Origin of the sequence: Amorphus orientalis (assembly GCF_030814015.1) — a bacterium.
Lineage (GTDB): Bacteria > Pseudomonadota > Alphaproteobacteria > Rhizobiales > Amorphaceae > Amorphus > Amorphus orientalis.
Map to the genome: position 1 here is coordinate 1,334,211 of NZ_JAUSUL010000001.1, position 24,839 is coordinate 1,359,049.

Consider the following 24,839-nt stretch of genomic DNA (forward strand, 5'->3'; position numbering starts at 1 on the left):
GATCTGGAGATACGACGACCCATGGTGAAACCGGAACGCGTGCTCGTGGTCGGGGCCGGCCCGGTCGGGCTGGCGGCCGCACTGGCCCTCCATCATTCCGGCTTCGACGTCCGCATCGTCGATCAGTCCTCCGGACCCAGCCGGGAGTCCCGGGCCGTCGCCGTCAACGCGCGCACTCTGGATCTCCTTGACCACTTCGGGGTCGCCGCCGACCTGATCGATGCCGGGGTCGCCCTGAACGGCGTGTCCGTGGTGTCCCAGGGTACGCCCGTGGCGCAGGTCGACATGCGCCGGCTCGACCACGCGTTCAACTTCATGCTGGGGCTTCCGCAGAGCAGCACCGAAGCCATCCTTGCCGACCATCTCGCCATGGACGAGGTGGCGATCGAGCGGGGCGTGCGTGTGCTCGAACTCTATCAGGACGCGTCCCGGGTCCACGTCGCCTTCCGCGCGGACCATGACCGGCAGGAGGAGGTGTTCGACTGGGTGATCGGCGCCGATGGCGCCCACTCCACGGTGCGCTCGGCCCTGGCGCTGGACTTCGAAGGAGCGGCCTACCCGTTCAGCTGGTCGCTTGCGGATGTGGAGATCGATGGGGCGGTGTCGATGGAGTGGGGCGAGCTGCGGCTCGACCCGGGGCGCCCGATCCTGTTCCGGATCCCCATCGCTTCCGGCCGGCACCGGCTCATCTCCAACGATCCCAACGTGCTCGATCTGTGCCCGCGCAGCTGGCACCTGGGCGCGCTGCACTGGACCTCGGACTTCACCGTCAGCCACCGCCATGTGCCGCGCCAGGGATCCGGGCGCGTCTGGCTGGCAGGCGACGCGGCCCACATCCATTCGCCCGCCGGCGGCCGCGGCATGAATCTCGGTATCGAGGATGCGGTAACCTTCGCCCGCTTCCTGCGGGCGGGACGGGTCGACGACTGGGCGCGATGGCGCTGGCGCAAGGCGGCGACCGTGGTCAAGGAAAGCGACCGGCTTCAAAAATTCGCCACCGCCCGCAACCCGCTGGTCCGCACGCTGGGACCGCGGCTTGCCGGCATCGCGCTCAAGGTCCCGCCCATCCATCGCCGCTTCGCGGCCCGAAACGCCGGCCTGTTCGACCTGAAGCCCTGACCAGCGGCGATGCCCGCGGCGCGGGAGGGCGCTGCTTCGTTCCGGGGAAAACCAGAGATCAGACGTCGCCGGCAGGGCCGGGATCCGGCCGGCCCCGCAGAGGCCTTTCCTCGTGCAGGATCATGAGGACGAAGGCGATGAGAAGGTTCGCGACGGCTGCGATCAGGATCCAGCGGAAGCCTTGCCCCAGGCCGGGCGCGTCCCCGATATGGGCCCCCAGATCTTCCAGACCGCCGCCCGGGGTGCCGGCGTCCATCAACAGGATGGCGCCGAACAGGGCGGCCAGGACAGCGCCCCCGAATTGCCGGAAAAACGAAATCACCGCAGTGACCGTGCCCGTCTGGTGGGGCTGAACAGCGTTCTGGACGGAGACGGTGGTGATGGGCAACGTCGTTCCGATCCCCAGGCTGACCAGGCCGAAACAGATCGCCAGGCTGACATTGGACAGATGCTCGAAGCCGGCAGCCAAAACGGTCGTTGCCGCCGCCGCCCAGCCCAGCCCGATCACGCAGACGCGCTTGTAGCGTTCGAGCCGGTACATCGCCTGACCGCCGACGGTCGCGCCGATCACGGTTCCGATCATGAAGGGAATGACCGCAAATCCCGACTGGCTGGCGGAATAGCCGCGCAGCGTCTCGAACAGGAGCGGGACCACCACGGTCAGGCCGATGAACGTGCCCATGGAGAAGAACGCCGCGAGCACGCCGGTCGCCACCACCGGGTTCCTGAGGATCTGCAGCGGGATCAGCGGTTCCGCGGCGAGCCGCAGGCGCACCAGAAAAAGCGCCCACAGCGCTGCGGCCGCGACGATCAGGACAAGCGTGGGCGTCGCCAGCCAGCCGAATGCGTTGCCGGCCCAGGTGAGCGGCAGCAGGGCGGCGACGGTGGCCGCGATCATCAGCGTCGCTCCGATCAGGTCGAGCCGGTGCGGCCATTCGTGGCGCGGCAGACGGCGCAGGGCGGGCCAGCCGACGGCGACGGACAGGGCCGCGAAGGGAAGGTTGATCCAGAAGATCAGCGACCAGTGAAAGAAGTCGGCCAGGGTTCCGCCGATCACCGGTCCGGCGAGGCTGGACAGGGTGAACACGGTGGCGATGTACCCTTGATACTTGCCGCGCTCGCGGGCCGGGATGACGTCGGCGATCACCGTCATCGGCAGGACCATGAGGCCGCCCGCGCCGAGCCCCTGCACGCCACGGGCGATCACCAGGACGAGCATGGATGGGGCAAGCGCGCACATCACCGAGCCGATCGTGAACACGAACAGGGCGAGGTAGAGCGCGAACCGCCGGCCCTTGATGTCGGCCAGCTTGCCGTAGAGCGGCGCCGTCGCCGTGGCGGTCAGGAGATAGGCGGTCACCACCCAGGAGAGGTAGCCGCCGTCGCCCAGATCAGCGGCGATCGTGGGCAGGGCCGTGACGATCACGGTCTGGTCGAGGGCGGCGACGAACAGGGCCAGCATGATGCCGACCAGAATCAGGACCAGTTCGCGGCCGCGCGGCATCGCGTCGGTCGGGTGACCGGGATGGGGATCGGTCGGCCGCAGGGCCGGCGACGGATCGCTGCCGCTCATCGGCTGCCTCCATGGCGGGAGTCTCGAGCATGGCCCGTCCGGGCCGAACCGGCCTGACGGACAAAACGGCTCGAGCGAAAGACGCGGGGGTCGTTTCCGGTCGATTGCGTGGGCCCACCCAATCGCGGACGTTCATCCGGTTTAGCCGATGGAGCGGCCTGGTGCACGCCGAACCTTCCCGGTACGGCGACGCGCAGAGGCTTCGGGCGTCGATTGATCGGGGAGGACGTGCGCGAGCGCCTTGACAGGTGCCGGGCGTGCACCCTAGATGCGGCCAGCTTGCGCGCGGCGATCGCCCGCGGAAGCCCCGGGGCCGTAGCTCAGATGGGAGAGCGCTGCAATCGCACTGCAGAGGTCAGGGGTTCGATTCCCCTCGGCTCCACCAACCCCTCCAGAATTCCCGGCTCGCCTGAAGCCGCTGAATTCAAAAGCCAATTTCTTCCGCGTGCTACACAGACGTGTTGCACGTGAAGGATGGCTGAAGTGGGTAAACTTTCGGGGGCTCGTGCTCTGCAATCGCACCTACTATTACCGGACACGCATTCCGGATCTCGTTGAGCACTTCGGGCGCAAGGAATTGTCCGTCAGCCTGGTGGCTCGCATCAAGGCCGAAACACCGATCGGCCATTTTGGGACGGGTGACTTAGAAATCACTCTCAAGAACCATGACGACTTCGAGCGCACCAAGCCGCTGTTCGTCCGATCCTGCTAGGGCTCCTGATGTCCAACGAACAGCTTGTCGCCAAGGTCTGGAACTACGCGCATGTCCTTATCGCGGGCACGCACATTGACTGCTGAATCAATTTGGAGCAGTCCGCCTACTGAATACGAGGGGGGAGAACAAAATGCAGGATCTTGCCAATCTGCGCATTGAGGCCGCACACAAGACGGTCGCTGATGTATTTTCCGACCAGTACGCATTCAGCGTTCCCGCTTATCAGCGCCCATACGCGTGGGAGAGCCAGCAGGTTGAAGAATTGCTGGCGGATTTGAAGGACGCAATGGCGCCTCGATCCCGCACAGAAGGGTTTTACTTCCTCGGAAGCATCGTGCTGGTGAAACAGCACGGAAGCCCGGAAGCGCGCGTTGTTGACGGACAACAGCGGCTCACAACGCTAACGATGCTTTTCAGTGCGATCCGGGATCTGACCGACGACGTGCAAACCCGGATGAAGCGTGAGCGCTTCATCAAACAGGCTGCAGATAGTGATCTTGGACTGAAGGAAAAACTTCGCCTTCAGCTTCGCAGGAAGGACCAAGGCTTTTTCGAGAAGCATGTCCAAACCTGCAACGCGACTTTGAGTTTGCCTGCACTCGATGGGCTTTCCGGCAGCAAGGCCAGGATTGTCGAGAACGCCACCCTTATTCGCGAACGTCTTATTGAAATGGGTGAGGCAGGTCGTAGCGAGCTCGTGCGTTTCCTTCTCCAGAACTGTTATCTCGTTGTCGTTGAGGTTCCCACCGACACTGCGGCGCGTCGCATCTTCACAGTGCTGAACGCTCGCGGACTGGACCTGACTGCGACCGATATCCTCAAGGCCGATCTTTTGGAAAGGGCCGGTGAGGATAAAGAAGAAGCGATCTCGGAGCGCTGGGAGGACATCGAGAATGCACTTGGGCGCGATCGCTTCAGTGACCTATTCGTGCACGTCCGAATGATTTTTGAACGCGAGAAGCCGCGTGCCGCACTGGAAACAGGCTTTCCTGAGCAAGTCCCTATTTTTCGGGAAAAGCCTGACGCATTCATTAGCGAAATTCTCGAGCCTTTTTCAGATGCCTTCATACTTTCCACAAATGACGCAGACCTGCGCAAGCTATACGGGCCAAAGACAGCCGACCTCGTACGATCGCTCAATCGGCTCGACAACAAGGACTGGCTTCCTCCTCTTCTATTATGCCTCCGACAGAGCGCAGAAGGCAGACGTGAGGATGTGCAGGAGATCGTCTTCAAGCTGGAGAGGCTTTCCTACTATCTTTTTCTCATCCGGGCCGATGTAAACGCGCGGATGGCACGCTATGCGGACGTCCTCTATATGCTGGAACCCAGCGGCACCAAAAGCAGGGATCGGTCCGAGGGGCTGGACCTAAGCGAAGCCGAGGCGCGACATTTCTTCTCGGCGCTCGACGGGCCAATCTACTTGGCTTCGCGCGTTGTGAAGCCACTTTTGTTGCGACTTGAGCAAGCCTCGACCGATGGATCTGCAACCTACGACTACCCGACAATTACGGTCGAACACGTGTGCCCGCAGACAGTTTCGGGTGGCTCCCAATGGCACCACTGGTTTCCGGATCAGGAAGAGCACAGTGAGCTTGTGCACAAGCTCGGCAATCTTGTGCTTCTCACTCATCGAAAGAATGGGGCCGCCAAAAACTACGACTTCGACAAGAAAAAAAATACGTACTTCGCTCCGGACGACACTTGCGCGTTCGTCCTCACCGCAGAGGTGCGGAACGCACCGAGCTGGACGCCTACCGACTTGCGCGCTCGCCAACGGACCGTCCTAGAACGCCTCGCGAAATCATGGCGACTGACCGAGTATTTTCAGGCTTGGCAACAAGTGGCCTTATCATGAGCAACACACGGCTGGTCGCCAAGGTTTGGAACGATGCCTATGTCCTGCGCGACCAGGGGGCCTCATAAGGCGACTATGTCGAGCTGATCACCTATATCTGCGGCTCCCCGAAACCGCGATGTCGCCGGAGGTGTTGGCTCGATGACCGGTGATCGCCAACTGAACTCCGGCCGGTCGGCCCGGCCCGCAGCCTTCCGGGATGCTGACGGGCGGAGGTGCGGACGAAGCTCGCTCGCCCGCCACCTTCGAGCTTTCTGCCGCCTACGGGTCAGTGTGGCGCCGTGGTCCCGTACTGGATCGTCTGGGCGAGCGTCTGCAGCGCGGGATCGTTGGCCCAGTCGTAAACCGGGTCGAAAAGCGCAAAGAACGCCTTGGCCTGCGCCGCGCCGCCGGTCGTGATGCTGATGTCGCCCTTGTCGATCAGCGCCGCTGGGTCGGCGAGGTTGTTGAATACGAGTGCCCAGGTTTCGGGCTTCATCGCGACTGCGACCTCGGGCTGGCGAGGCGCGCTCTGAACGTCCTCGATGAAATCGACCAGGCTGCGGCGCACGTGAAGACCGAAGCTGCGACCATCCTCGAACGCGAGCGTCATCAACAAGTCGGTATCCGCCGAGCGATCGGGGCTGACGCGGACCCGGTAGTAGTTCACGTAGTCGCCAAGGTTGGTGACCAGCGACGCCGGGTCCGCCGGCGCCGTCTTGAGGATCGGGGTCTTGCCTTCGAGCCACAGCGCCCGCGACAGCAGCCACGACCGGCTGTTGGTCGAGACGGTGCGGTAACCGATCTGCCGCAGGGTCTCGGCGAGCGCCGCACGGTGTTCGGGAGTGTCCTGCGCCATCACGAGGTAGTCGCCGAGCTGCGCGGCCCATAGGTAGTCGCCGTCTTCGTGCGCCTGCTTCGCCTTCGCGCGCACCTCGTCCGGGCCGCCCATGGCGACCACCATGCGCTCCGCTTCCTCCTGGGGATGAAGTTTCAGCAGATGCGCCGCGTCGCCATCGTACTGGCCGAAGATCGCGGTGAATATGCGCGGCGGCATGATCGACACTTCACCGTAATTCTGCACCAGGATCGGCGCATTCTTCAGCCTCTCCGGCACGACCACCGAATAGCTGAGTTCATCCGGCCGCTGGCCGAGCAGGATGCCTTTGAGCGTCTGATCGCGCACGAAGGCGAGCCCGTCCTGGTAGTCCTGCAGCCGCTGCGTGATCGCCTCGGCGCCAGTGAGAGTGGTGCTGTGCGTGCTGAGCAGGATCTCGGGGGCCAGCTGCTTGATGATCTCGACCGAGTCGATCCAGCCGGTGGGATCACGGTAGCGGCCGCCGCGGGCACTGTAGATATTGGGGAACATGCCCCAGATCACGTTGTTCATCACGATCTTGCGGTCCGGGATCCAGACCAGGACCTGGTTCGTCGTGTCAGTGCCGACGCCCTCGGTATAGAAAACCAGCTTCATGCCGGCGACTGTCAATTCCTGACCATCCTCCACCGGGGTATCGACCGGCACGAAGCCGCCGGCGCCGGGGATGATGGTGTTCTTGAACCTGCTATCGGGACCTTCCTCTGGCAGGTACAGGTTGAATTGCTGGATCGAGCGCGCGAGCAGCACGCTGCCGACCTCCGGATGCACGGCCGAGACGCCGCCGGTCCGCAGATAAGCATCGTTCAGGCCGGGATGCCCGATGATCAGGATATCGGTGTTGCCACGCTCGGCTTCGGCCTCGATGAAGACCTTGGCGCCTGCCACGTAGTGCTCGTGAGAATCGACAATCGCGCGGATCGGCGCGTCCGTGGCACTCCTCAGAAGATCGTAGAAATGGGCTCCATCCGCCAGATTGTCGCCCGTGTCGTACACCACGAGCCCCTCCGGTCCCTCCACCGCATGGCAATTGACGATGCTTTCGCTGCCAAAGGTCCAGACTCCGTCCGCGGCCTTGACCACGATGTCCTCGTCATAGGACGCGCGCTGCGGCGAGTCCTCCGGCAGGTTCCAATAGCTGGCGGTCTCCTCGCTGACCAGCGCTCCCCTGGCGATGGTGACGAGCGGGGTGTCTGCGGCATTCATGTACCGCGACGGGAACACGTTTGCGATTTGCTCCCTCTCTTGGGCGCTGGCCGGACCGGACAGCCCGGTGGCGACGGCAGCACCGACAATGGATGTGCCGCCAAGCAGGAGCTCCCGGCGGTCCAGGCCCCGCGAAGCCACTGCGAGCTGACCGGCCATTCTGTCATTCTCATGTGGCATGACGTTCCCCTTTTGTTTTACAATTTTTCGCAACCATCTAAGGTATTCTGATAATGGTGAGTCCGAATATCAAAGGTAGATATTTTTGCGATGGAGATGGCCGCGTGTCGATGGAGATTGGCTGCAATGGCTCCCGGCGGCCATGCGGCAGCGCGGCGGCCTGGCCAAGGCACTGATCGTTCACATGACCGCGCCACAACGGGCTTCAGGGCCGATCCTGCCCGTCGCTCTTGGCAAGCGGCAGCCCTTTGCGGTCGCTGGCGACGGCGCCGCGCAGCGAGGGGCGCGCGCCGCCGTTTTCGGGTCAGATGAAGTCGTAGGGCAGGGTCAGCGCGGCGCCGAGACCGTCACCGTTGTCCAGGTCGAGCCAGGTCTCCGCACTGCCGATCTGGTTCCAGACTTCCACGGTCACCGAGCCGTCCGTGAAGTCGGCATAGTCCGCGCCCGCAACGCTCCAGAGGCCGGCCTGTTCGGTGTAGCTCTCGTTGCCCACGAGATCGTCGGTGGCCTTGTAGTTGTAGGTCTCCACCCGGTCCGCCGTCCCGTCGCCGTCGAAGTCGAAAGAGATGCGGGCGGCAGTTCCGTTGCCGATTGCGCTGCGGGCATCGATCGGGAAGTCGAACACCATCGAGGAGCCGGCCTGGTGGGTCCCATTGAGCCCGTCGGCCTCGAACACCAGGGGGGCCGATCCGGCCGCTCCGATCGCAAGGCTCTCCGCCGTCGCGTCCGCCGAACCGGACAGGTCGCCGGTCTCCGTCAGGTAGAGAGTGCCGGAGGCGGTGGGTGTCGTGCCGCCATCGCCGCCACTGTCCTCTTCACCCGTATCGCCTCCCGGTTCCGTCCCGGGATCGCTGACGGGCTCCGCGCCGAAGTCGTAGCCGAGGTCGATAAAAGCGTCCGCGGGATCAAGGATGACGTCGTCGGATCCGAACGCGTTCCAGATCTCGACGGTGACGGAGCCGCCATCGAAGTCTCCGACGTCTCCGGTGGCGCTGAACAGGCCGCGATCTTCCGCGTAGGTTTCGGTGCCGGAAGCGGCGTCGGTCGGGAAGTAGTTGTAGGTTTCCACCCGGTCGACCGTGCCGTCACCGTCATAGTCCATGCTGATCCTGAGCTCGGTGGCGTTGCCCACTCCGGTTTCCGCGTCGATCGGCAGATTGAAGGACGTGGCAGCGCCGGTGCTAGTGCCGGTGAGGTCGTCGATCACCCATGTCGTCGGAGCTTCGGGCGTGCCGACCGAGTGCTGTGCCGCTGCCGCGATCGTGACGGGGCCGGCGGCATCGAGAACCAGGCGATTGCCGCTGAGGCTCCAGCCGTCCGTGCCGACATCGGGACCTGACCCTCCATCGGTGCCTCCGTCGCCGCCATCGGTGCCCGTATCGCCGCCGGGATCCGACCCGCCGCCGCCGTCCGATCCCGACCCGCCGGTCGTGGTCAGCGCGTCGAAGGGGAGGGCGATCCGGGCGGTTTCGGTGTCGATGGTCACGGCACCGGCGCCGAACGGTTTCCAGATCTCCACTTCCACGGCACCGTTCTGGAAGTCCGCGAACGCGCCTTCGGCGCTGATCGCGCTGCCGGAGCTGGAGTAGCGCTCAACGCCCGGGGTGTCGTTGGTGGCGAAGTAGGAGACGGTTTCGACCCGGTCGACCGTGCCGTCTCCGTTGAAGTCGTACCGGAACTGGACCTGCACGGAATCGCCGATGCTCGACCCGGCGTCGACGTCCAGAGCGAAACTGGTGGCGCCGCCGTTGAACTGGCCGGTCAGGCCCTCGATGCGAAAGACCTGGGAGTCGCCCGGTATGTCGACCGCGCCGCTCCCGCCGCCGGCGAGAGCGACATCGGTCTCTTTGTCAGAGAAAGTCAGGACGCCGTCGGCCAGAACGAAAGCGGCATCGCCGGTGCCGTCCGAAGATCCCCCATCGGTTCCATCACCGGTGCCGCCGCCATCGCCGGCGTCTCCGGTTCCGCCGTCCGAGCCATCACCCGAGCCGTCCCCGGACCCGTCCTGACCTCCGGTTCCGTCGATCCCGTCGCTTGCGGGAAAGACGACGGCCGACTGGGTACCGTCGGCATGGCGGGTCAAGAGCGTGTTGGCGCCGACCGTGAGAACCGTTCCGTCGCTGAACGTGACGGTTTGCTCGCTCGCGGAGGCGTTGTTGATCACGTAGCTGGTGCCGGCGTCCGAGGTGAAGGCGGCGGCATAGGGCGAGTTGGCCGTGACCCCGGCATCGGGCGTGCCGAGTGCGCCCAGCGACTGGATCCAGGCCTGGGCGTGGGCCGCGGAATCCCCGCCTTCGCTCTGGAAACCCGGATTGGCGTTGAGCCATGCCTGCGCCGCGTCGGGATCGGCCATCGCCAGATACTGGTGGATCAGATCGGACCAGTAGATCGGCTCGCCGCCGCGCAGCTCGACGATCTCGTTGTAGTTGCGAAGGATTTCCTCGGGGTCCCAGCCCAGGTGAAGGCTCGATCCGTTGATCGGCAGGAAGTTGATGCCGCGGATCATTTCCGGGTCGGCGGAGAAGAAGGTTCGGTGATCGGCGCCATCGCCCCAGACCATGCCGACGGCGCCGAAGCCGTAGTCGTCGGGAAACACCTCGCCGTCGACGTCGAACCAGTATTGCGCGACCGCCTCGCTTTCCACGGTGTGCAGGAACACGCCCAGGTCAGCCGTGTCCTGCTTGCCGGTGGCCTGTCCCCAGCGCGCGGTGGCCCAGGCGAAGTTGAGGGCTTCGGACGAGCTTTCCTGGTTGTTGCCGGAGGCGAACGCACCGTGGCCAGACGCCCAGTTGTGACCGGCATAGGGGTCGAAGCTGCGCAGGTCCGGGAACATGGTCTGCGCCGCATCGCTGTTCGCGACGTCGGCGATCAGAAGGTCGACCATGCCGCCCCAGGCGTCGTCCGCCGCCCAGGCGGGATCGAATGCGGCGATCGTCGCGGCGGCCTGGACGAAGTAGCCATAGTGGAAGTGGTGATCGTTCAACTGCCCGTCCGAGCCGAAGCTCGCCGGATAGCCCTGCAGGGTCCCCCATTCCGCGTTGTAGGCGAAGTGCTTGTCCTCGTAGGCGCCGGTCGGCGTGAACCAGTCCTCAAGCTCCGCCTTCATCGTCTCTAGAAAGAGGTCGCGGCTCTGGGTGTCGCCGATCTGATGGGCGATTTCCGCCAGTTCGGCCAGGCGGCCGAGTTCCTTGCCGGCCCAGTAGGTGTCGAGCGCGGGAACCTTGATGGGGCGGGCGGCCAGGTCATCGGCGGCGTCCTGAACGCGCGCGGCAAGCTGGGCATCGTTCGGGTCGGCAACAGGCAGGGTCGGAAGGATCGGCCGCGCCTGCATCTCCGTGTCGAAGCCGTCGCCTTCCAGAAGCCGCATCTCTCCGCGCGGCGAGGCGTAGGTCAGGGTCTGCGAAACGTCCGCATTGGAGTTGATGTACTGGTGCCGGTAGAGGGCCAGGAGCGGGTCGGCGGAGAGCCCCGGTGCGCCGTCGACCAGGTCCGTTTCCGCCACGAACCGGGTCGTGACCATGCCGGTTGCCGGGTCCACCGAATAGGACATGGTCGTGTCGGTGACGTGGGCGTACGCGTGCTGCCTGAAGAGCTCGAGGGTCTCAGGGCTGTTGTCCGGCAGGGTCGCGACCGAAAAATGGGCGCCGCCCCCAAGGTCGGACCGGAGGCCTTCGTCGGTGACGATCCAGGTGCTGCCGGTGGGCGCGAACAGGCCGTAGGACGTGCCGCCGATCGTGAGCGCGGCGACGTTGCCGTCCAGATGCCAGAGGGTGGCGGGGATGTCCCAGTCTGCGAGCCCCTCCGGAACGGCTGTGTCATCCGTGGCCGGTGCGGAACCGGGGAGGGGCGAGAGCGCGCCGGCCGGACCTCCGGCCGAGGCGCCGTCACGCACATAGAGCCGCGCGCCCGCGGTGCCGTCGAACGGCAGGTCGACATAGGAGGCAAGGGGATCGTCCGCCGGCGTGTCGGTGCGCAGCGCGAGCGTGCCGTCGCCGATCGAGTTCCAGAGCTCCAGCTTCACCGACCCGTTCTGGAATTCCTGGAAGGCGCCCGTCGCGCTGCTCTGGCCCTGGTCGGCGCGATAGAGTTCGAACCCGTTGCCGGCGTCGGTCGGCAGGTAGTCGTAGAGTTCGGTCCGGTCGACGGTCCCGTCGCCGTTGAAGTCGTAGCTGACCTTCAGCCGCGCGCTGTCGGCGATGCTGGTGCCGGCGTCGACGGGAAGCTGAAAGTCCAGCGCGCCGCCGTCGTAGGCGCCGTCGAGACCCGAGATTTCGTAGACCAGCGGATTGGACGGGGCATCGGGATCGGGCGTGATGTCGCCGAGATTGACGACGGCGTCTCCGGATCCGGGCGTCCGCTCGAAATAGACGAACGGCAGACCGTGGCCGAACGTCGCCTCCAGTCCGTCCGACCCGTCGTCCCAGCCCGCGGTCGCACTCCAGGCGCCGGCGTCGACCAGCTCCGTGTTCGCAGCGTCCAGCCCGGCAAGGCCGATCTTCAGTTCCGGCTGATAGGTGAACTCGTACTTGGCTCCATCGGCCACCAGGCGTGCCTGTTCTGTGTGGCCGATGCTGAGGCCGTTCGCCGTCGCCTTCATGGACAACGGGTGGGCGTGCATGATCGCCGAATGGGGATCGCCGAAGGCGGAAAAGGCGATGGAGGAGGCCCAGTCGTTGGTGGTAACCGGCCCCGAGAACCCGTCTGCGATCATCGGGGACAGAGGCTCTCCCAGATGGTTCACCGGAGGCGATCCTCCTTCGGGAATCGTCGTTGCGTATGCCCCCAAACCCACTGAGATGTTCGCCACTCTTCCGTCCTTTCAGGATATATTCTGCCTAGGATGTATCGACTGGCTGGAAATTAGGTCATTTTGCGGCTCTGTTTTCATGATTACAGAAATTTAATAGACTATTTCCGTATATAAACTTGCACTCCTGGTCGTCGCCGCACTTTATTTTGTCGTCATCGATGTGAATGAAATTCATTTTCGTCGTTGTGCTGAAGCTCCGCGTGTTGTGCTGCCGGCCCTGCCCCTGACGTGGACCGTTCGCGGAACCGTGTCGTGAAATATATCGCGGGCGGCACTGTCCTCGCGTAGACTTTGCAGGGTCTCGAAAGGGGATGGGCCGGTGATGGCGGCACTCTTAGCAAGCGCATGGACATGGCTGGTGCGCGCCCGGCTCGCCGTGGTGGCGCTCCTCCTGCTGGTCTGCGATGCCGCCGCGTTACAGCCGGTCGACTATCCCCAACCGCCGGATACGGCGGCCTTCAGGCTCCTTCTGTCGGATCGCGAACGCACGGTCACACTCCTGGAAATCGAGAAGCTGGATCTCTACCAGGTGACGACGCCATCACCCTGGGAGAAGGGGCAGCTCGTGGTCCAGGGTGTCCTGTTGCGGGACTTCCTCAAGGAGGTCGGCCTTGCGGAAGCCGATGCAATCGAGGTGCGGGCGGCTGACGGCTACGCGCAGACCGTGCCCCGAACCGACTGGACGGAAGGGCCGCTTCTGCTGGCGACGCGGGAGAACGGCGAGCTGTTGAACCGGCGCAACCAGGGGCCGACCCGACTGGTCTATCCTCTGCTGGACCATCCGGAGTACGATACCCCCGTACACAAGCTGCGCTGGATATGGCTGATCGAGTCGATCCGGCCGATCGATTGAAACCGGCTCGCTCCGAGAAAGTGCCCATGTTCGCGTCCCGGTCCCCGAAAGGGGAGCATCCGTCGAATGTGCCGTCGTCACGTCCGCTCGCCGGGCGGACCGCGGCCATCGTTTCGGTGCTCGGGGGCGGCGCACTGTTTCTTGTAATCGTCGCGATCGCACTGACGCTGTTCAGCAATCTGCGCTCGGTCGAGCGCAGCCTTCCCGAATACGGCCACACGGACCTTTTTGCCCTCCAGGCCGGCGTTCGGGACGCTCAGTTCCTGTCCGACATGATCGTGGCGGCCAAGCATGCGCCGGACAACGACGCCATCCGCCAGCGGCTCGTGGCTGCGCTCGATTTCAATTTCATCCGCTACTTCCAGCAGGACCTTTCCGACCTTCAGGAAAAATATCCGGGCTACGAGGAGTTCGTCGAGCGCTTCCGATCTTTCCTGCTGCGTCTGGACGGTTCGGTCTCCGAGGCCGGATCGCTGCAGCAGGCGGGCATGGAGGAGTACGATCGCGAGATCCACGAACTGCGGAGCGACCTGCTTGTCCTGTACCACGCGGCAAACGCCGCCAATCAGGAGGGGTTGCTGGGTGCCCAGGCGAGCATCGAACGGTTGAACCACGCCTTCCTGGCCGTGTTCGTCCTGCTGATGGGGCTGACCATCGGGGCGTGCCTTCTCTGGCTGCAACGGCAACGGGCGCTCGGACGGCTGGAATATCTGGTTTGCCACGATCCCCTCACGCACCTCCTGAATCGACGGTGGCTGCTCGGCGAAGGCGATGCCTGGCTCGTTCAGAACTCGGTAAAGGGAGTTTGGGCGCTCGTTCTCTTCGATCTGGATCGGTTCAAGGAGGTGAACGACAATTTCGGCCATGCCATGGGCGATGAACTTCTGGCGCTGATCGGAAAGCGGCTGCGGGAGACCGCGCCCACCGACAGTGCGATCGTCCGCTTCGGCGGGGACGAGTTCGTGCTGCTCCTGACCGGAGATGACGAGGGGAAGATCTTCGGACGGCTGGAGACTGTCCAGGCGGCCCTGGCGCGCCCCTTCCATATCGGGGATCTGCAGTTCCGCACGGAGATAAGTTTCGGCATCGCGTTGGCGCCGGAAGACGGCAGCGTCGTGTCCGACCTGCTGCTGAAGGCCGATTTTGCGCTGCGGGAAGCCAAGCGGACGCAGTCGCACAGTGTCCGCTACAGCCAGGCGCTCGGCGAGGCCTACCGGGAGAAGCTCGCGTTGCGCAGCCGGATCGAAGCTGCCCTCGAAAACGGCGAGTTCTTCCTGGAATGGCAGCCGCAGTTCGATCTTGCGACCGGCCGGATGGTGGGCGCGGAAGCCCTGCTCAGGTGGCGCGATCCGGTCCTGAACAAGGTCCGGCTGCCGGGAGAGTTCATTCCGGTTTCCGAAGAAACGAACCTGATCATTCTGATCGACCGATACGTGATCGGCGAAGCGCTGAAAGACGCGAGGCAACTGGTTCAGGAGATCGGACCGCGCTTCGAATGCGCAGTAAACCTCTCCGCCAAACATCTTCAGGAGCAGGGGCTGCCCGATCGGCTCTTTGAAAGCCTCGCCGCCTTCGGGCTTTCCCCCTCCAATCTCCGTTTCGAGATCACGGAAAGCGCGCTGATCCACGATGCGCGGGCGGCGTTCGGCAATCTGGACAGACTGAACAAGGCAGGGATCAAGTTCAGCCTGGACGATTTCGGTACCGGATACGCCAGCCTCAATTTCCTGGTGAACAGCTGCATCGATCAGGTGAAGATCGACCGGTTCTTCATTTCCGACGTCCTGACCTCGGAACGGAAACGGGCGGTCGTCACGTCCGTGGTGGAGCTATCCGCCCGGCTCGGCTTGGACTGTGTCGCCGAAGGGATCGAGGATCAGCAGCAGGTGGACTTCCTCCGGGCGCGCCAGTGCCCCCGGGGGCAGGGGTTCCACCTGGCGAAACCGATGAGCCGGGACGACCTGATCGGTCTGGCGAGGTCCGGAGCGTTTGCGGACCTGACGACAGTGGGCGAATTCGCCTCCGACGATTGATTGGCGAGCCCAAAGCTTTATGAACAGCCAGGGCGGGCCGCGAACGTCGGGGGTTGGGCAAGAACTTACCCCCTCAGACGGCCATCGTGAGCATCGCTTTGCTTTCAAGTGCGGCGATGCGCGGACTAGAACGTCATCGATCGAACGACCATCTTGCGGTCGGGTCCGGAGGAAGTGGGCGCGGCAACGCCACGTCAGAGGCACAGTTGCCGGTCGGACCACACGCGAGCGAATTAGCTGAGACGAACAGGGAGCCGAGAATGGCTGCGATCAATGAAGAACAGGTGCTGTCCGTGACCCATTGGACGGACGATCTGTTTTCCTTCACCACGACCCGCAGTCCGACGTTCCGCTTCGACAACGGCCAGTTCACGATGATCGGCCTGAAGGTCGACGGAAAGCCGCTGTTGCGCGCCTATTCCATGGCGAGCGCCAACTACGAAGAGACGCTGTCCTTCTTCTCCATCAAGGTTCCGGACGGTCCGCTCACCTCGCGACTGCAGCACATCCACGAGGGCGACAAGATCCTGGTGGGCGAGAAGGCGACCGGGACGCTCGTCCAGCATGCGCTCCTGCCCGGCAAGACGCTCTATCTGTTCGGAACGGGCACGGGTCTGGCGCCGTTCCTGTCGGTCATCAAGGATCCGGAAGCCTACGACCGGTTCGAGAAGGTGGTCCTGGTGCACGGTTGCCGTCAGGTCCGGGAACTCGGCTATGGCGAGAAGATCGTCGCCGAGCTGATGGACAACGAACTCATGGGCGATCTGGCCCGGGAGAAATTGCTCTACTATCCGACCGTGACGCGCGAGCCGTTCCGGCACCGCGGCCGGATCACGGAGCTTGTCGAGAACGGCAAGCTGTTCGAGGACCTGGGCCTCGAGCCGCTCAATCGGGAGAACGACCGCGTCATGCTGTGCGGGAGCCCCGGCATGCTGGCCGACTGCACCACGATGCTGGAAGAGCGCGGGTTCAACGAAGGCTCCAACGCCACGCCGGGCGACTTCGTGATCGAGAAGGCGTTCGTGGAGAAATAACGCGCAGGCCCGAAAAGTGGGAACCGGTTTTCGGGCAAGCCTGCGCGCGAGACGATCCGCAGGCCCGAAAAGTGGGAGCCGGTATTCGGGCAAGCCTTGGCAGGCTCGTTTCCTGTCCGGGCGTCAGGCCGTTCGGTGGCGCCTGACCGTGTCGGAAGGGCTCTCGCCGAACCGTTCCTTGTAGAATCTGGCGAACTTGCTGAGGTGATCGAAGCCGCAGCCGGTCGCAACCTCCGTCACGCTCTGTCCGGAGGCGGCGGCGGCACGCAGGTCGCGGCGGGCGAGGTCCAGACGGACCTGACGCAGATAGGCGATCGGCGAGACGCCGAGGTGTTCGCGAAAGATCTTATGCAGGGTGCGCGGCCGGACGCCCGCCGCATCGGCGATCTCCTGCAGCCGGATGGTGTCGCGGGCATGGACCTTTATGAAGTCCTCCGCCGCGCCGAGCGCCCTTGGACGTGAGGGGCCGCGGGCGCCGACATCGCCCTCAGCGGAGTGGTCCACCGAAATCAGCAGAAGTTCGGCAAGCAGCGGTGCCACCCGGTGCGCCAGGCGATGGTGGGCCCAGCCGTTGCCATCGGTCCTCGCATCGGCCGCGATGGACTGCAGAAACGAGAACAGGCCGGTGGTGCGTTTCGAATGCCCGACCGCCCCGGTCGCGAACGCGATCGGCTCGGCCTGATCCGTGCCAGCGCGGCCGTAACTCCTTGCGGCCACCTCGTCGACGGTCTCGCGGTCGATCCGGACGATGAACTGGGTGCAGTCCGCATCCCAGACCTTTTCGTAGCGGCGGTCCGGATTGACCACATAGAGGGAGCCCGCGCTGACGCGGATTTCCCGATCGTCGTGCCGATAGGTGGCTGTGCCCGCCAGAGTCCACTGCAGCATGTAGAAGTCCCGGAGCGGCGGAATGCCGATGATCGTCTGCGCGCCGTAGGTGAGATGGTTCAGCGACAGCGCGCCGACCATCGCGTGGCTGTGGCGAAAGCCCGGCAGGTCCGGCGCCGTGACGATGTCGTGGGTGCGGAAGAAGCGGGCCACGTGGCGCTTGGCAAGGCCCGCGGAGGCGCCCTCGGTCGCCGAGAAATCGTCGAAGGGTTGCGGCGCAAATCGGCTAGGGTCGGACCGGTCGTCATCGGGCGCCGTCAACGGACCACCCCCTCCCGCACGGGCAGTTTCGACAGGCAATGTCCGGTTTTCCCCGGCACTCTCGGCGTTCGTTCCGTTCTGCACATTCGTCCGGCCGGCTTTGCTGCAATGGAAGGCAGTGTGCCGGATTGGGCTAGGGATGCGCAATCGGGCTAGTCGTGCCTGCCGAGCGCAGACATCATAATTGTTCCAATTGTAACCCGAGCCGGCTTTGGCGCGGGGGGTGAGGAACCAGGCATGGATGCAGCTGCGGTCAAGGCGCTCGCCAAGGAGCTCGGTGCCGATCTGGTCGGGATCGCCAGCGCGAAGACCCTGAATGCGTTTCCCCCAGATCCCCGCTGGCCGCAGACCCCGGAGCACATCTGGGCGGAGTGCAAATCGGTCGTCGTGATCGTGTCGCGCATCCCGGTCGCCGTCTTCCGGGCGAAGGCCTCCGCGGCGGTCCAGTACATGGACATGATCGTGCTGCGGCGGATGGACCAGATCGCCTACAAGCTGTCCGAGGCGATCGAACGGGAAGGGTACGGGGCGTTCGTCACGGCGGCCCAGGAGACCGACTGGGACCTGAAGAACGCCTCCTACGGCCGTCTGTCCACGCGCCATCTCGGCATCGAGGCGGGGCTCGGCACGTTCGGGCTCGAGGTCAACATCCTGACGCCCGAATTCGGGCCGCGGGTCTATCTCACCGGCCTTCTGACGGACATGGAGCTGGAGCCGGACGAGCGCATCACCGAGCAGGTCTGCATCGGCGAATCCTGCTCCCGGTGCCTCTATTCCTGCCCGACCGACGCGGTGAAGCACTTCGGCATCGACAAGCGCGCCTGCGCCACGGAGGCCCAGGAGTTCGGCTTCATGACCTCGCTGGCCGTGTTCGAGGAGATGATCGAGACGGCGAGCGACGAGCGCCGCAAGGAGATCGTGGAAAGCCGGGACATCTACGGGTTCTGGCAGGGACTTCTGCGGGTCGTCGGATCGTTCGGCGACTGTCCCCGGTGTCTCGCGGTGTGCCCGGTCGGAAACGACTACCACGCCCATCTGACCGCCCCCCAGAAGGTCATTCCGGAGAAGACGCCGGAAAAGGTGGAGAAGGCGAAGCGCTTCAAGCAGGCGCGGCAGGACGGGGAGCCGGTCGCCGGTCTCGACGACTGGAACCGCCGCTGGGTGGGCGAGGAAGGCTACAAGGGCCTCGTCGCGCGCCAGCTCCAGGCCTTCAAGGCCGAGCAGAAGGCCCGGGCCGCAGCCCACGCCACCACCGATACCTCTTCCAAAGACGACGAAACATCCGGCGCCTGATCGCCCAGACCGAGAGTTCGCCCATGGTTACGATGTTCCAGGAGCCGCTTGCCGCGGAAAGCGTGAAAGAGAAGGCGCGGGAGCTGGGCGCCGATCTCGTCGGCATTGCCGATGCAGCCGAGCTCAATGCCCATCCGCCGGATCCCGACCATCCGAAGCGGCCGATGGACATCTCCGACTACGACGCCGACCGGGTGATCGTGCTGGCCAAGCGGCTGTCGGCGGGGACGACCAAGCTCACCCGCTGGGACGAGCGCCACAAATTCTACAACGACGAACTCGCCCTTACCGCGATCGAGGCGGTGTCGCTGGAACTGGTACTTTGGCTCGAAGACCGGGGCTATCCGGCGCTGATCGTGCCCCCGACCCATGTCGATCCGCTCGACTATCGCGGCGATGCCCGCGCGGCGCTCGGTCCGATCCTGTCGCTACCCCATGCCGCGGTGGAGGCGGGGCTCGGAACCCTCGGGCTCAACCAGATGCTGCTGACGCCGGAGTATGGGCCGCGCGTGATCCTGACGGCGGTGCTGACCTCGGCGCCGCTGGAGTGCGACCGGCGGCGGGAGGAGGCCCTGTGTCTGGGCGCATCCGAATGCGGGCGCTGCCTGTCGGCCTGTCCCGGCGACGTGATCGGTCATTTCGACCGCGACTGGGAGGCCTGCCAGACATATCGCTCGCCGCACGGCTTCCATGCGCTCGCCGATCATATCGGGCGCATCATCGACGAACCAGACCCGGCGAAGAAGAAGGCGATGCTGCGGTCCAAGGACCAGTTCTATCTCTGGCAGTCGATCCTGCGCGGGGCCGGCGTCGTGACCGGCTGCCGGCGCTGTCAGGACGTCTGTCCCGTCGGCGACGACTATCACCGTCTCGCCGACGCGCTGGCCGAAATTCCCGAAGACACCCCGGAGAAGCAGGCTCGGCTGGCCGAAATGGCCGATGCCGAAGTCGCCGGCGACCTTCCCGAAAGCTACCAATCGGCCGAGCGCTGGATCGGAGCCCTGCGCCCGCGTGGAGACGTGAAGTGACCACGGGGCAGGGGGGCGCCATGGCCGAGACGTTGATGCTGCCGGGTTCGGCGGAGGAGGTCGCGGCGATCCAGTCCGTCGGCAAGCGCCGCGCTTTGGAACGCGCGCAGCAGTCGCCCTTCTGGCAGCGGCGCCTGGCCGACGTCGTCATCGACATGTCCCGTCTCGACGAGCCGGACGAATGGGCCAGGATCCCGATCCTGACGAAAGAGGAACTGCGCACGCTTCCCGTCGATGCGTTCTATTCGGACTTCTGCATCGCCGACCGAAAGCGGACCAGCGAGTACTGGCGGTCGGGCGGCTCGACGGGCAAGCCGCTGCTTTATCCGAGAACGCGAACCGACCTGTCTTATGCGATGGCCGGCTTCCGCCGCGTCTATGCCTGCGCCGGCGTCGGCTCCGGCGACATGGTCCACATTTCGCTTCCTCTCGGCATTCATCCGGCCGGCCACATGTGCGCCCGGGCGGCGGAATGCGAAGGGGCGGCCGTGATGTGGGCCGGTGCCGGCAATGCCGCGCCGTCGCTGATGCAGCTCGATCTGATCCGGACCTTCCGCCCGAGCGTCTGGGTGGGCATGTCGAGCTATGCCATCCATCTGGCCAATCTGGCTGCGGCCGAAGGCTTCCGGCTGGCCGACTGCGGCATCCACACCGTGATCTGCACGGCAGAACCGCTGTCGGGCGCCAAGCGCGCGAAACTCTCCGACCTCTGGGGCGCGAAGGTCTACGATTCGATCGGCATGACCGAAATGATGATGATGGGAGCCGAAACGGCGCCGGACTCCGGCTTTCGCATCTGGAGCGACTTCGTCTTTCCGGAGGTGGTCGACCCGGCGACCCATCGGCCGGTGGCGCCGGGCGAGGAGGGCCTTCTGGTCGTGACCTCCCTGTCGACCAACGAGGCGACGCCGTTCCTGCGCTGGAATACCGGCGACGTGGTTCGGCTGACGCCTGCGGAAGAGGCCGGGCCGCTGTCGGACGGCGAGGGCGGCATCGACGGCCGCTTCGCCCATTTCCCGGTGATGCGGCATGCCCACCGCACCGCGGGCTTCTTCAAGGTGCGCGGCGTGAACATCGGCCACACCGACTTCGAGGACATGATGTTTTCCGAACGCGGCATCGCCGACTTCCGGGTCGAGGTGATCGCGGAAGAGGGGCGGGACGTGCTGCGCATCCATCTCGAGGCGAGCAACGGTACCGATCCGGCCGAACTGGCCGATACGCTGTCGGCGCGGGTCCGGCGCGTGTTCGAGGTCAGCCCGGAACTCGTCTGGTGCGAACACGGCTCGATCGCCAAGGCGTTCGAGAGCTCGGTCAAGGCGACGCGCTTCGTCGACCTCAGAAGCTGAACTATCCGCTTGCCGGTTTCGCGCAATCCGGTCTTTAGAAAGACGCGGACCGTATCCGTGCGTCCGTACTCTTCTTTCCGAGGAAACCGGAGATGCCGATGCGCGCCTGTGCCACCCTGCTCGTCCTGACTGCTCTGTCCGCTCCCGCCATGGCCGCCGATTTCTTCGGCCAGTACTCCACAGCTCCCAACTGCGGCGGGATGGATGCGGAAATCTCGCTGTCGAGGATCGCGATCGGTCCGTTCGAATGCGAGGTGGCGGCAATCATCGGCAACGCCGAGCGCATCCGGATCGACGGCATGGACTGCACGGACGAGGGCGATCCCGCCGGGTCGGCAACGATGAACGCCGCAACCATCGACGGGAAGGTCTATTTTTCCTGGGGCGGAGAGCCCGACGTGCGTCTCTACCGCTGCGAACGGTAGAGACGGCCCGTCAGCGGGGTGCCGCACCGAACGGGTGCTGTCGATCCGGTCGGTGAGCAGCTTACGCGATCTGCTTCGAGACTTCGCGGACCTGATTCGTGGTGGTTTCCACCTGCCGGGTCGACGAGGCGATCGCGTTCATGTTGCGGGTGATCGTGTCGACCCCGTCGGCGGCCGTCTGCATGTTCGACGACATGTCGCGGGTCACGGCCGCCTGCTCCTCCACCGCCGAGGCGATGCTGGAGGAGATCTCGTTGATGTCGTTGATGCGGTCGCCGATGGCCTTGAGGGCCTCCACGGCCTGCTGCGTCGTCTGCTGAACCGCCAGGATCTGCGATCCGATCTCGTCGGTCGCCTTGGAGGTCTGGCTGGCGAGGCTCTTCACCTCGGTCGCGACCACGGAGAAGCCCTTTCCGGCTTCACCGGCCCGGGCCGCCTCGATGGTGGCGTTCAGGGCGAGCAGGTTCGTCTGCGAGGCGATGTTGTTGATCAGGTCGACGATGTCGCCGATGCGCTGGGCAGCTTCCGCCAGCCCGCCGACGATCGCGTTGGTCCGCTCGCCGTCCTGGACGGCCTCCTCGGTGACCCGCAGGGCGTGGGTGACCTGCTGGCTGATCTCGGCGACCGATGCGGCGAGTTCCTCGGCGCCGGAGGCGACCGCCTGGACGTTAGACGAGGTCTGGGTCGATGCGCTCGCCGCCGAGGCCGCCTGGCGGCTCGTGTCGCTGATCTCCTCGAAGATCCGGCCGAGATCGGTGTCGATCTCCTTCTGGATCTCGATCCGGCGCAGCCGGTCGGTCACCTGCGCGGTCCGGTCGACTGCGAACTTCACGACGCTCGTGGTGCGTCCGGTTTCGTCGAGGATCGGATTGTAGGTGGCCTGAATGTAGACCGTCCGTCCACCCTTACCGAGCCGCTTGAACTCGCCCGTCTTGTACTCGCCGCGTGCCAGAGCGTCCCAGTGGTCGCGGTAGCAGGCGCTCGCGCGCTCACCGGCTTCCACGAACATGGAGTGATGCTGGCCCCGGATCTCGTCCAGCTTGTAGCCCATGGCCTTCAGGAAATTGTCGTTGGCGTCGAGGATCGTGCCATCGGGCGTGAAGTGAATCACGGCCTGCGACTTGTTGATCGCGGCGATCTGGCCTTCGGCCGCGGCGGCGGCCCGCTTCTCGCGCGTCACGTCGGCGGCGAACTTCACCACCTTGACCACACGCCCCTTTTCCATGACCGGATTGTAGGTCGCGCGGATCCAGACCGTCTGCCCGTCCTTCCGGACGCGGGGGAACTCGGCGTCCTTGTACTCGCCGCTCCGCAGGTCGTTCCAGAATGTCTTGTAGTCGCCGGACTCCCGGATCGAAGCCGGCACGAACATGGAGTGATTGCGTCCGACGATTTCCTCGAGCTTGTAGCCCAGACACTCCAGGAAATTCTTGTTGGCCCCGATGATCTCGCCCTGGGGGGTGAACTCAATGATCGCAAGGGACCGGTCGAGGGCTGCGAGAATCCGGTGAGCATTGTTGGAAGGCATGAGGCGGAGCATCTGAGCGGATCCGATCGTTATGATTTGTTATGCCATTCCGGTATCTTAGCAAGCTTGCATGTAGCTGGTTCCGCAACCTTGGGCAGGGCAGCTAGCCGGCTTTGGCCCGGGCCTGACGGACCAGGGCCTGACCGCCGTCGATGACGATGTTGCGTGCCTCGGAAGCGGGAACGGGGCGCGAATAGAAGTAGCCCTGGGCGATGTCGCAGCCCCGCTTGGCGAGCCAGGTTGCGTCGGCCTGGCTTTCGATGCCTTCGGCCGTGACCTTCAGCTTGAGCCGGTGCGCAAGCAGGATGACAAGGTCGACGATGGTGGATGCGGCGGAATCGATCCGACGCTGGTTGATCAGCGTCTGGTCCAGCTTGATCTTGTCGACGGGCAGGGCATAGAGCTGCTGAAGGCTCGAATAACCGGTTCCGAAATCGTCGAGTGAAATCCCGATACCGGCGGCCTTGAGGTCCGAAATCGTCCCCTTGGCGCGCTCGAAGTCTTCCACGATTGCATCCTCGGTCACTTCGATCTCGAGGCGCTGAGGCGGAAGGCCGGTCTGCTTCAGGCAGTTCAGGACCGTGTCGCGCATTTTCTTGTCGCGCAGCTGCGTCGGTGAGGCGTTCACGGAGATCAGCAGCGGCTTGGACCAGGTCATGGCTTCCCGCGCCGCGATATCGAGGATCCGCTCGAAGAGACGGTCGATGTGTCCCGTGTCCGAGGCAAGCGGGATGAAGACGTCCGGTCCGATGGGGCCCTTCACCGGATGGGTCCAGCGGGCGAGCACCTCGAATCCGATCAGCTCACTGGTCTCCATTTCGATGAAGGGCTGATAGTGCGGAACGATCTGGCCGTCCTCGATGGCGCGCGGCAGTTCGTTTTCCAGGGCGAGCCGCTCGCGGATCGAGGAATCCACGGCAAGGTCGAACGTGGCGAAGGTGTTGCGTCCGGCCGCCTTCGCCTGGGTCATCGACAGATCGGCGCGCTGCATGACGATTTCGCGCGTCTGACCGTCCCTTGGCCAGATCGCGACACCCAGGCTGGCGGATATCTTCGTTTCCGCGATGCCGAGGGGGATCGGCAGGCGGATTTCCTTGAGGATGTCCTGCATGGTCTTGACGACCCGCTCGTCGCGATCCTTGCAGCCGATGACGACCGCGAATTCGTCGGCGCTGAGATGGGCGATGATGCCGTTGGGCCCGACGGCTTTGCGGATGCGGCGGGCGACCTCCTGCAGCACCCGGTCTCCCCCGGTGTGGCCGTGCAGGTCGTTGATAGTGCGGAAGCGGTCGAGATTCAGGACGATAAGGGCCACGGAATGGCCCTTCTTGCCGGCCTCGGTCAGGGCGCCCTCGAACATGGACTCGAAGTTGCGCCGGTTCGGCAGGCCCGTCAGGGGGTCGAACAGGGTCAGCTTGCGCGCGGCTTCCTCGGCCTGTTGCTGGCGCCTTATCGCCCGGCGCAGGCTGATGATGTAGACCGCCAGGATCGCGACCAGCGCCGTGGTGGCCACGATGAACATGTTGATCAGCTGGACGGCGACCCAGATGCTCGGCGTGTCGCCCGTGGTGTAGAGCGAGGGAAGCAGATCGAGGCGCGCGAGGCCGGCGAACGCCACCACCGCGAGCACGACGATGATGGAGTACAGCAGCCGGACCCGGCGACTGGGCTGTAACTCCAAACTCCGAGGATCGCTCTTTCTGGTCAAAGTCGTGCCATCAGCCTGTCGCGGAGGCTTGCCGCAGCTCTGCGATCGCGCGACCTGCGACGGCAAAGACGGTCGCCCCCGATCGAGCGATCACGTCACGGTCGGCTTGCGCGAGGCTGGCG

15 protein-coding genes and 1 tRNA gene are annotated in these 24,839 nt (G+C 64.8%); 10 read left to right on the top strand and 6 right to left on the bottom strand.

What is annotated here, in order from left to right; translation table 11 throughout:
* Positions 1-21: 21 nt before the first annotated feature.
* Positions 22-1,119 (top strand): FAD-dependent oxidoreductase, encoded by a 1,098-nt coding sequence (locus J2S73_RS05995; protein WP_306884536.1) that lies wholly within the window; start codon positions 22-24, stop codon positions 1,117-1,119.
* Positions 1,120-1,177: 58 nt separating this feature from the next.
* Here J2S73_RS05995 and J2S73_RS06000 read toward each other — a convergent pair whose 3' ends face one another.
* A complete protein-coding gene (locus J2S73_RS06000) occupies positions 1,178-2,692 on the bottom strand; it encodes an MDR family MFS transporter (protein WP_306884537.1) in 1,515 nt (504 codons plus the stop codon).
* 309 nt (positions 2,693-3,001) lie between these two features.
* Here J2S73_RS06000 and J2S73_RS06005 point away from each other — a divergent pair.
* Positions 3,002-3,077 (top strand) — tRNA-Ala (locus J2S73_RS06005).
* A gap of 460 nt (positions 3,078-3,537) precedes the next feature.
* Entirely contained in the window at positions 3,538-5,265 is a 1,728-nt protein-coding gene (locus tag J2S73_RS06010; protein WP_306884538.1) for a DUF262 domain-containing protein, read from the top strand.
* 268 nt (positions 5,266-5,533) lie between these two features.
* Here the strand turns inward: J2S73_RS06010 and J2S73_RS06015 are convergent, their stop codons facing one another.
* On the bottom strand, positions 5,534-7,486 hold the full coding sequence (locus J2S73_RS06015; RefSeq protein ID WP_306884539.1) for an alkyl sulfatase dimerization domain-containing protein: 1,953 nt from the start codon (positions 7,484-7,486) through the stop codon (positions 5,534-5,536).
* 325 nt (positions 7,487-7,811) lie between these two features.
* On the bottom strand, positions 7,812-12,248 hold the full coding sequence (locus J2S73_RS06020) for a glycosyl hydrolase (RefSeq protein ID WP_306884540.1): 4,437 nt from the start codon (positions 12,246-12,248) through the stop codon (positions 7,812-7,814).
* 391 nt (positions 12,249-12,639) lie between these two features.
* On the opposite strand from J2S73_RS06020, the gene J2S73_RS06025 reads away from it, so the two are divergent.
* The 3 genes from J2S73_RS06025 (at position 12,640) to J2S73_RS06035 (ending at position 16,237) form a co-directional block, all read left to right on the top strand.
* Entirely contained in the window at positions 12,640-13,170 is a 531-nt protein-coding gene (locus J2S73_RS06025) for a putative pterin-binding protein (protein ID WP_306884541.1), read from the top strand.
* Positions 13,171-13,238: 68 nt separating this feature from the next.
* Entirely contained in the window at positions 13,239-15,203 is a 1,965-nt protein-coding gene (locus J2S73_RS06030; RefSeq protein ID WP_306884543.1) for a putative bifunctional diguanylate cyclase/phosphodiesterase, read from the top strand.
* Between the two features lie 260 nt (positions 15,204-15,463).
* Entirely contained in the window at positions 15,464-16,237 is a 774-nt protein-coding gene (locus tag J2S73_RS06035; protein WP_306884544.1) for a ferredoxin--NADP reductase, read from the top strand.
* A 123-nt stretch (positions 16,238-16,360) separates the two neighbouring features.
* On the opposite strand, the gene J2S73_RS06040 is transcribed toward J2S73_RS06035, so the two are convergent.
* Positions 16,361-17,386, bottom strand: coding sequence for an AraC family transcriptional regulator (locus J2S73_RS06040; protein WP_306884545.1), 1,026 nt, complete (start codon positions 17,384-17,386; stop codon positions 16,361-16,363).
* A 237-nt stretch (positions 17,387-17,623) separates the two neighbouring features.
* Here J2S73_RS06040 and J2S73_RS06045 point away from each other — a divergent pair, with 237 nt between their 5' ends.
* The 4 genes from J2S73_RS06045 (at position 17,624) to J2S73_RS06060 (ending at position 21,481) form a co-directional block, all read left to right on the top strand.
* Positions 17,624-18,679 carry a hypothetical protein gene (locus J2S73_RS06045; RefSeq protein ID WP_306884546.1) on the top strand — a complete coding sequence of 352 codons (1,056 nt, stop codon included), beginning with the start codon at positions 17,624-17,626 and terminating at the stop codon, positions 18,677-18,679.
* Between the two features lie 23 nt (positions 18,680-18,702).
* A complete protein-coding gene (locus J2S73_RS06050; protein WP_306884547.1) occupies positions 18,703-19,707 on the top strand; it encodes a 4Fe-4S double cluster binding domain-containing protein in 1,005 nt (334 codons plus the stop codon).
* 20 nt (positions 19,708-19,727) lie between these two features.
* Complete coding sequence (locus J2S73_RS06055; RefSeq protein WP_306884548.1) at positions 19,728-21,056, top strand: phenylacetate--CoA ligase family protein; 1,329 nt, start codon at positions 19,728-19,730, stop codon at positions 21,054-21,056.
* Between the two features lie 98 nt (positions 21,057-21,154).
* Positions 21,155-21,481 (top strand): hypothetical protein, encoded by a 327-nt coding sequence (locus J2S73_RS06060; protein WP_306884549.1) that lies wholly within the window; start codon positions 21,155-21,157, stop codon positions 21,479-21,481.
* Between the two features lie 61 nt (positions 21,482-21,542).
* Here the strand turns inward: J2S73_RS06060 and J2S73_RS06065 are convergent, their stop codons facing one another.
* Together J2S73_RS06065 and J2S73_RS06070 are read right to left on the bottom strand one after the other, a co-directional pair.
* A complete protein-coding gene (locus J2S73_RS06065; RefSeq protein ID WP_306884551.1) occupies positions 21,543-23,021 on the bottom strand; it encodes a methyl-accepting chemotaxis protein in 1,479 nt (492 codons plus the stop codon).
* Between the two features lie 91 nt (positions 23,022-23,112).
* Positions 23,113-24,690 carry a putative bifunctional diguanylate cyclase/phosphodiesterase gene (locus J2S73_RS06070; RefSeq protein WP_306884552.1) on the bottom strand — a complete coding sequence of 526 codons (1,578 nt, stop codon included), beginning with the start codon at positions 24,688-24,690 and terminating at the stop codon, positions 23,113-23,115.
* Positions 24,691-24,839: the final 149 nt, after the last annotated feature.

What these genes read in the sequence shown, in the direction of transcription:
- J2S73_RS05995 (WP_306884536.1), top strand. Translation starts at nt 22, where the DNA reads ATGGTGAAACCGGAACGCGTGCTCGTGGTCGGGGCCGGCCCGGTCGGG.
- J2S73_RS06000 (WP_306884537.1), bottom strand. Translation starts at nt 2,692, where the DNA reads ATGAGCGGCAGCGATCCGTCGCCGGCCCTGCGGCCGACCGATCCCCAT.
- J2S73_RS06010 (WP_306884538.1), top strand. Translation starts at nt 3,538, where the DNA reads ATGCAGGATCTTGCCAATCTGCGCATTGAGGCCGCACACAAGACGGTC.
- J2S73_RS06015 (WP_306884539.1), bottom strand. Translation starts at nt 7,486, where the DNA reads ATGGCCGGTCAGCTCGCAGTGGCTTCGCGGGGCCTGGACCGCCGGGAG.
- J2S73_RS06025 (WP_306884541.1), top strand. Translation starts at nt 12,640, where the DNA reads ATGGCGGCACTCTTAGCAAGCGCATGGACATGGCTGGTGCGCGCCCGG.
- J2S73_RS06035 (WP_306884544.1), top strand. Translation starts at nt 15,464, where the DNA reads ATGGCTGCGATCAATGAAGAACAGGTGCTGTCCGTGACCCATTGGACG.
- J2S73_RS06045 (WP_306884546.1), top strand. Translation starts at nt 17,624, where the DNA reads ATGGATGCAGCTGCGGTCAAGGCGCTCGCCAAGGAGCTCGGTGCCGAT.
- J2S73_RS06050 (WP_306884547.1), top strand. Translation starts at nt 18,703, where the DNA reads ATGGTTACGATGTTCCAGGAGCCGCTTGCCGCGGAAAGCGTGAAAGAG.
- J2S73_RS06055 (WP_306884548.1), top strand. Translation starts at nt 19,728, where the DNA reads ATGGCCGAGACGTTGATGCTGCCGGGTTCGGCGGAGGAGGTCGCGGCG.
- J2S73_RS06060 (WP_306884549.1), top strand. Translation starts at nt 21,155, where the DNA reads ATGCGCGCCTGTGCCACCCTGCTCGTCCTGACTGCTCTGTCCGCTCCC.
- J2S73_RS06065 (WP_306884551.1), bottom strand. Translation starts at nt 23,021, where the DNA reads ATGCTCCGCCTCATGCCTTCCAACAATGCTCACCGGATTCTCGCAGCC.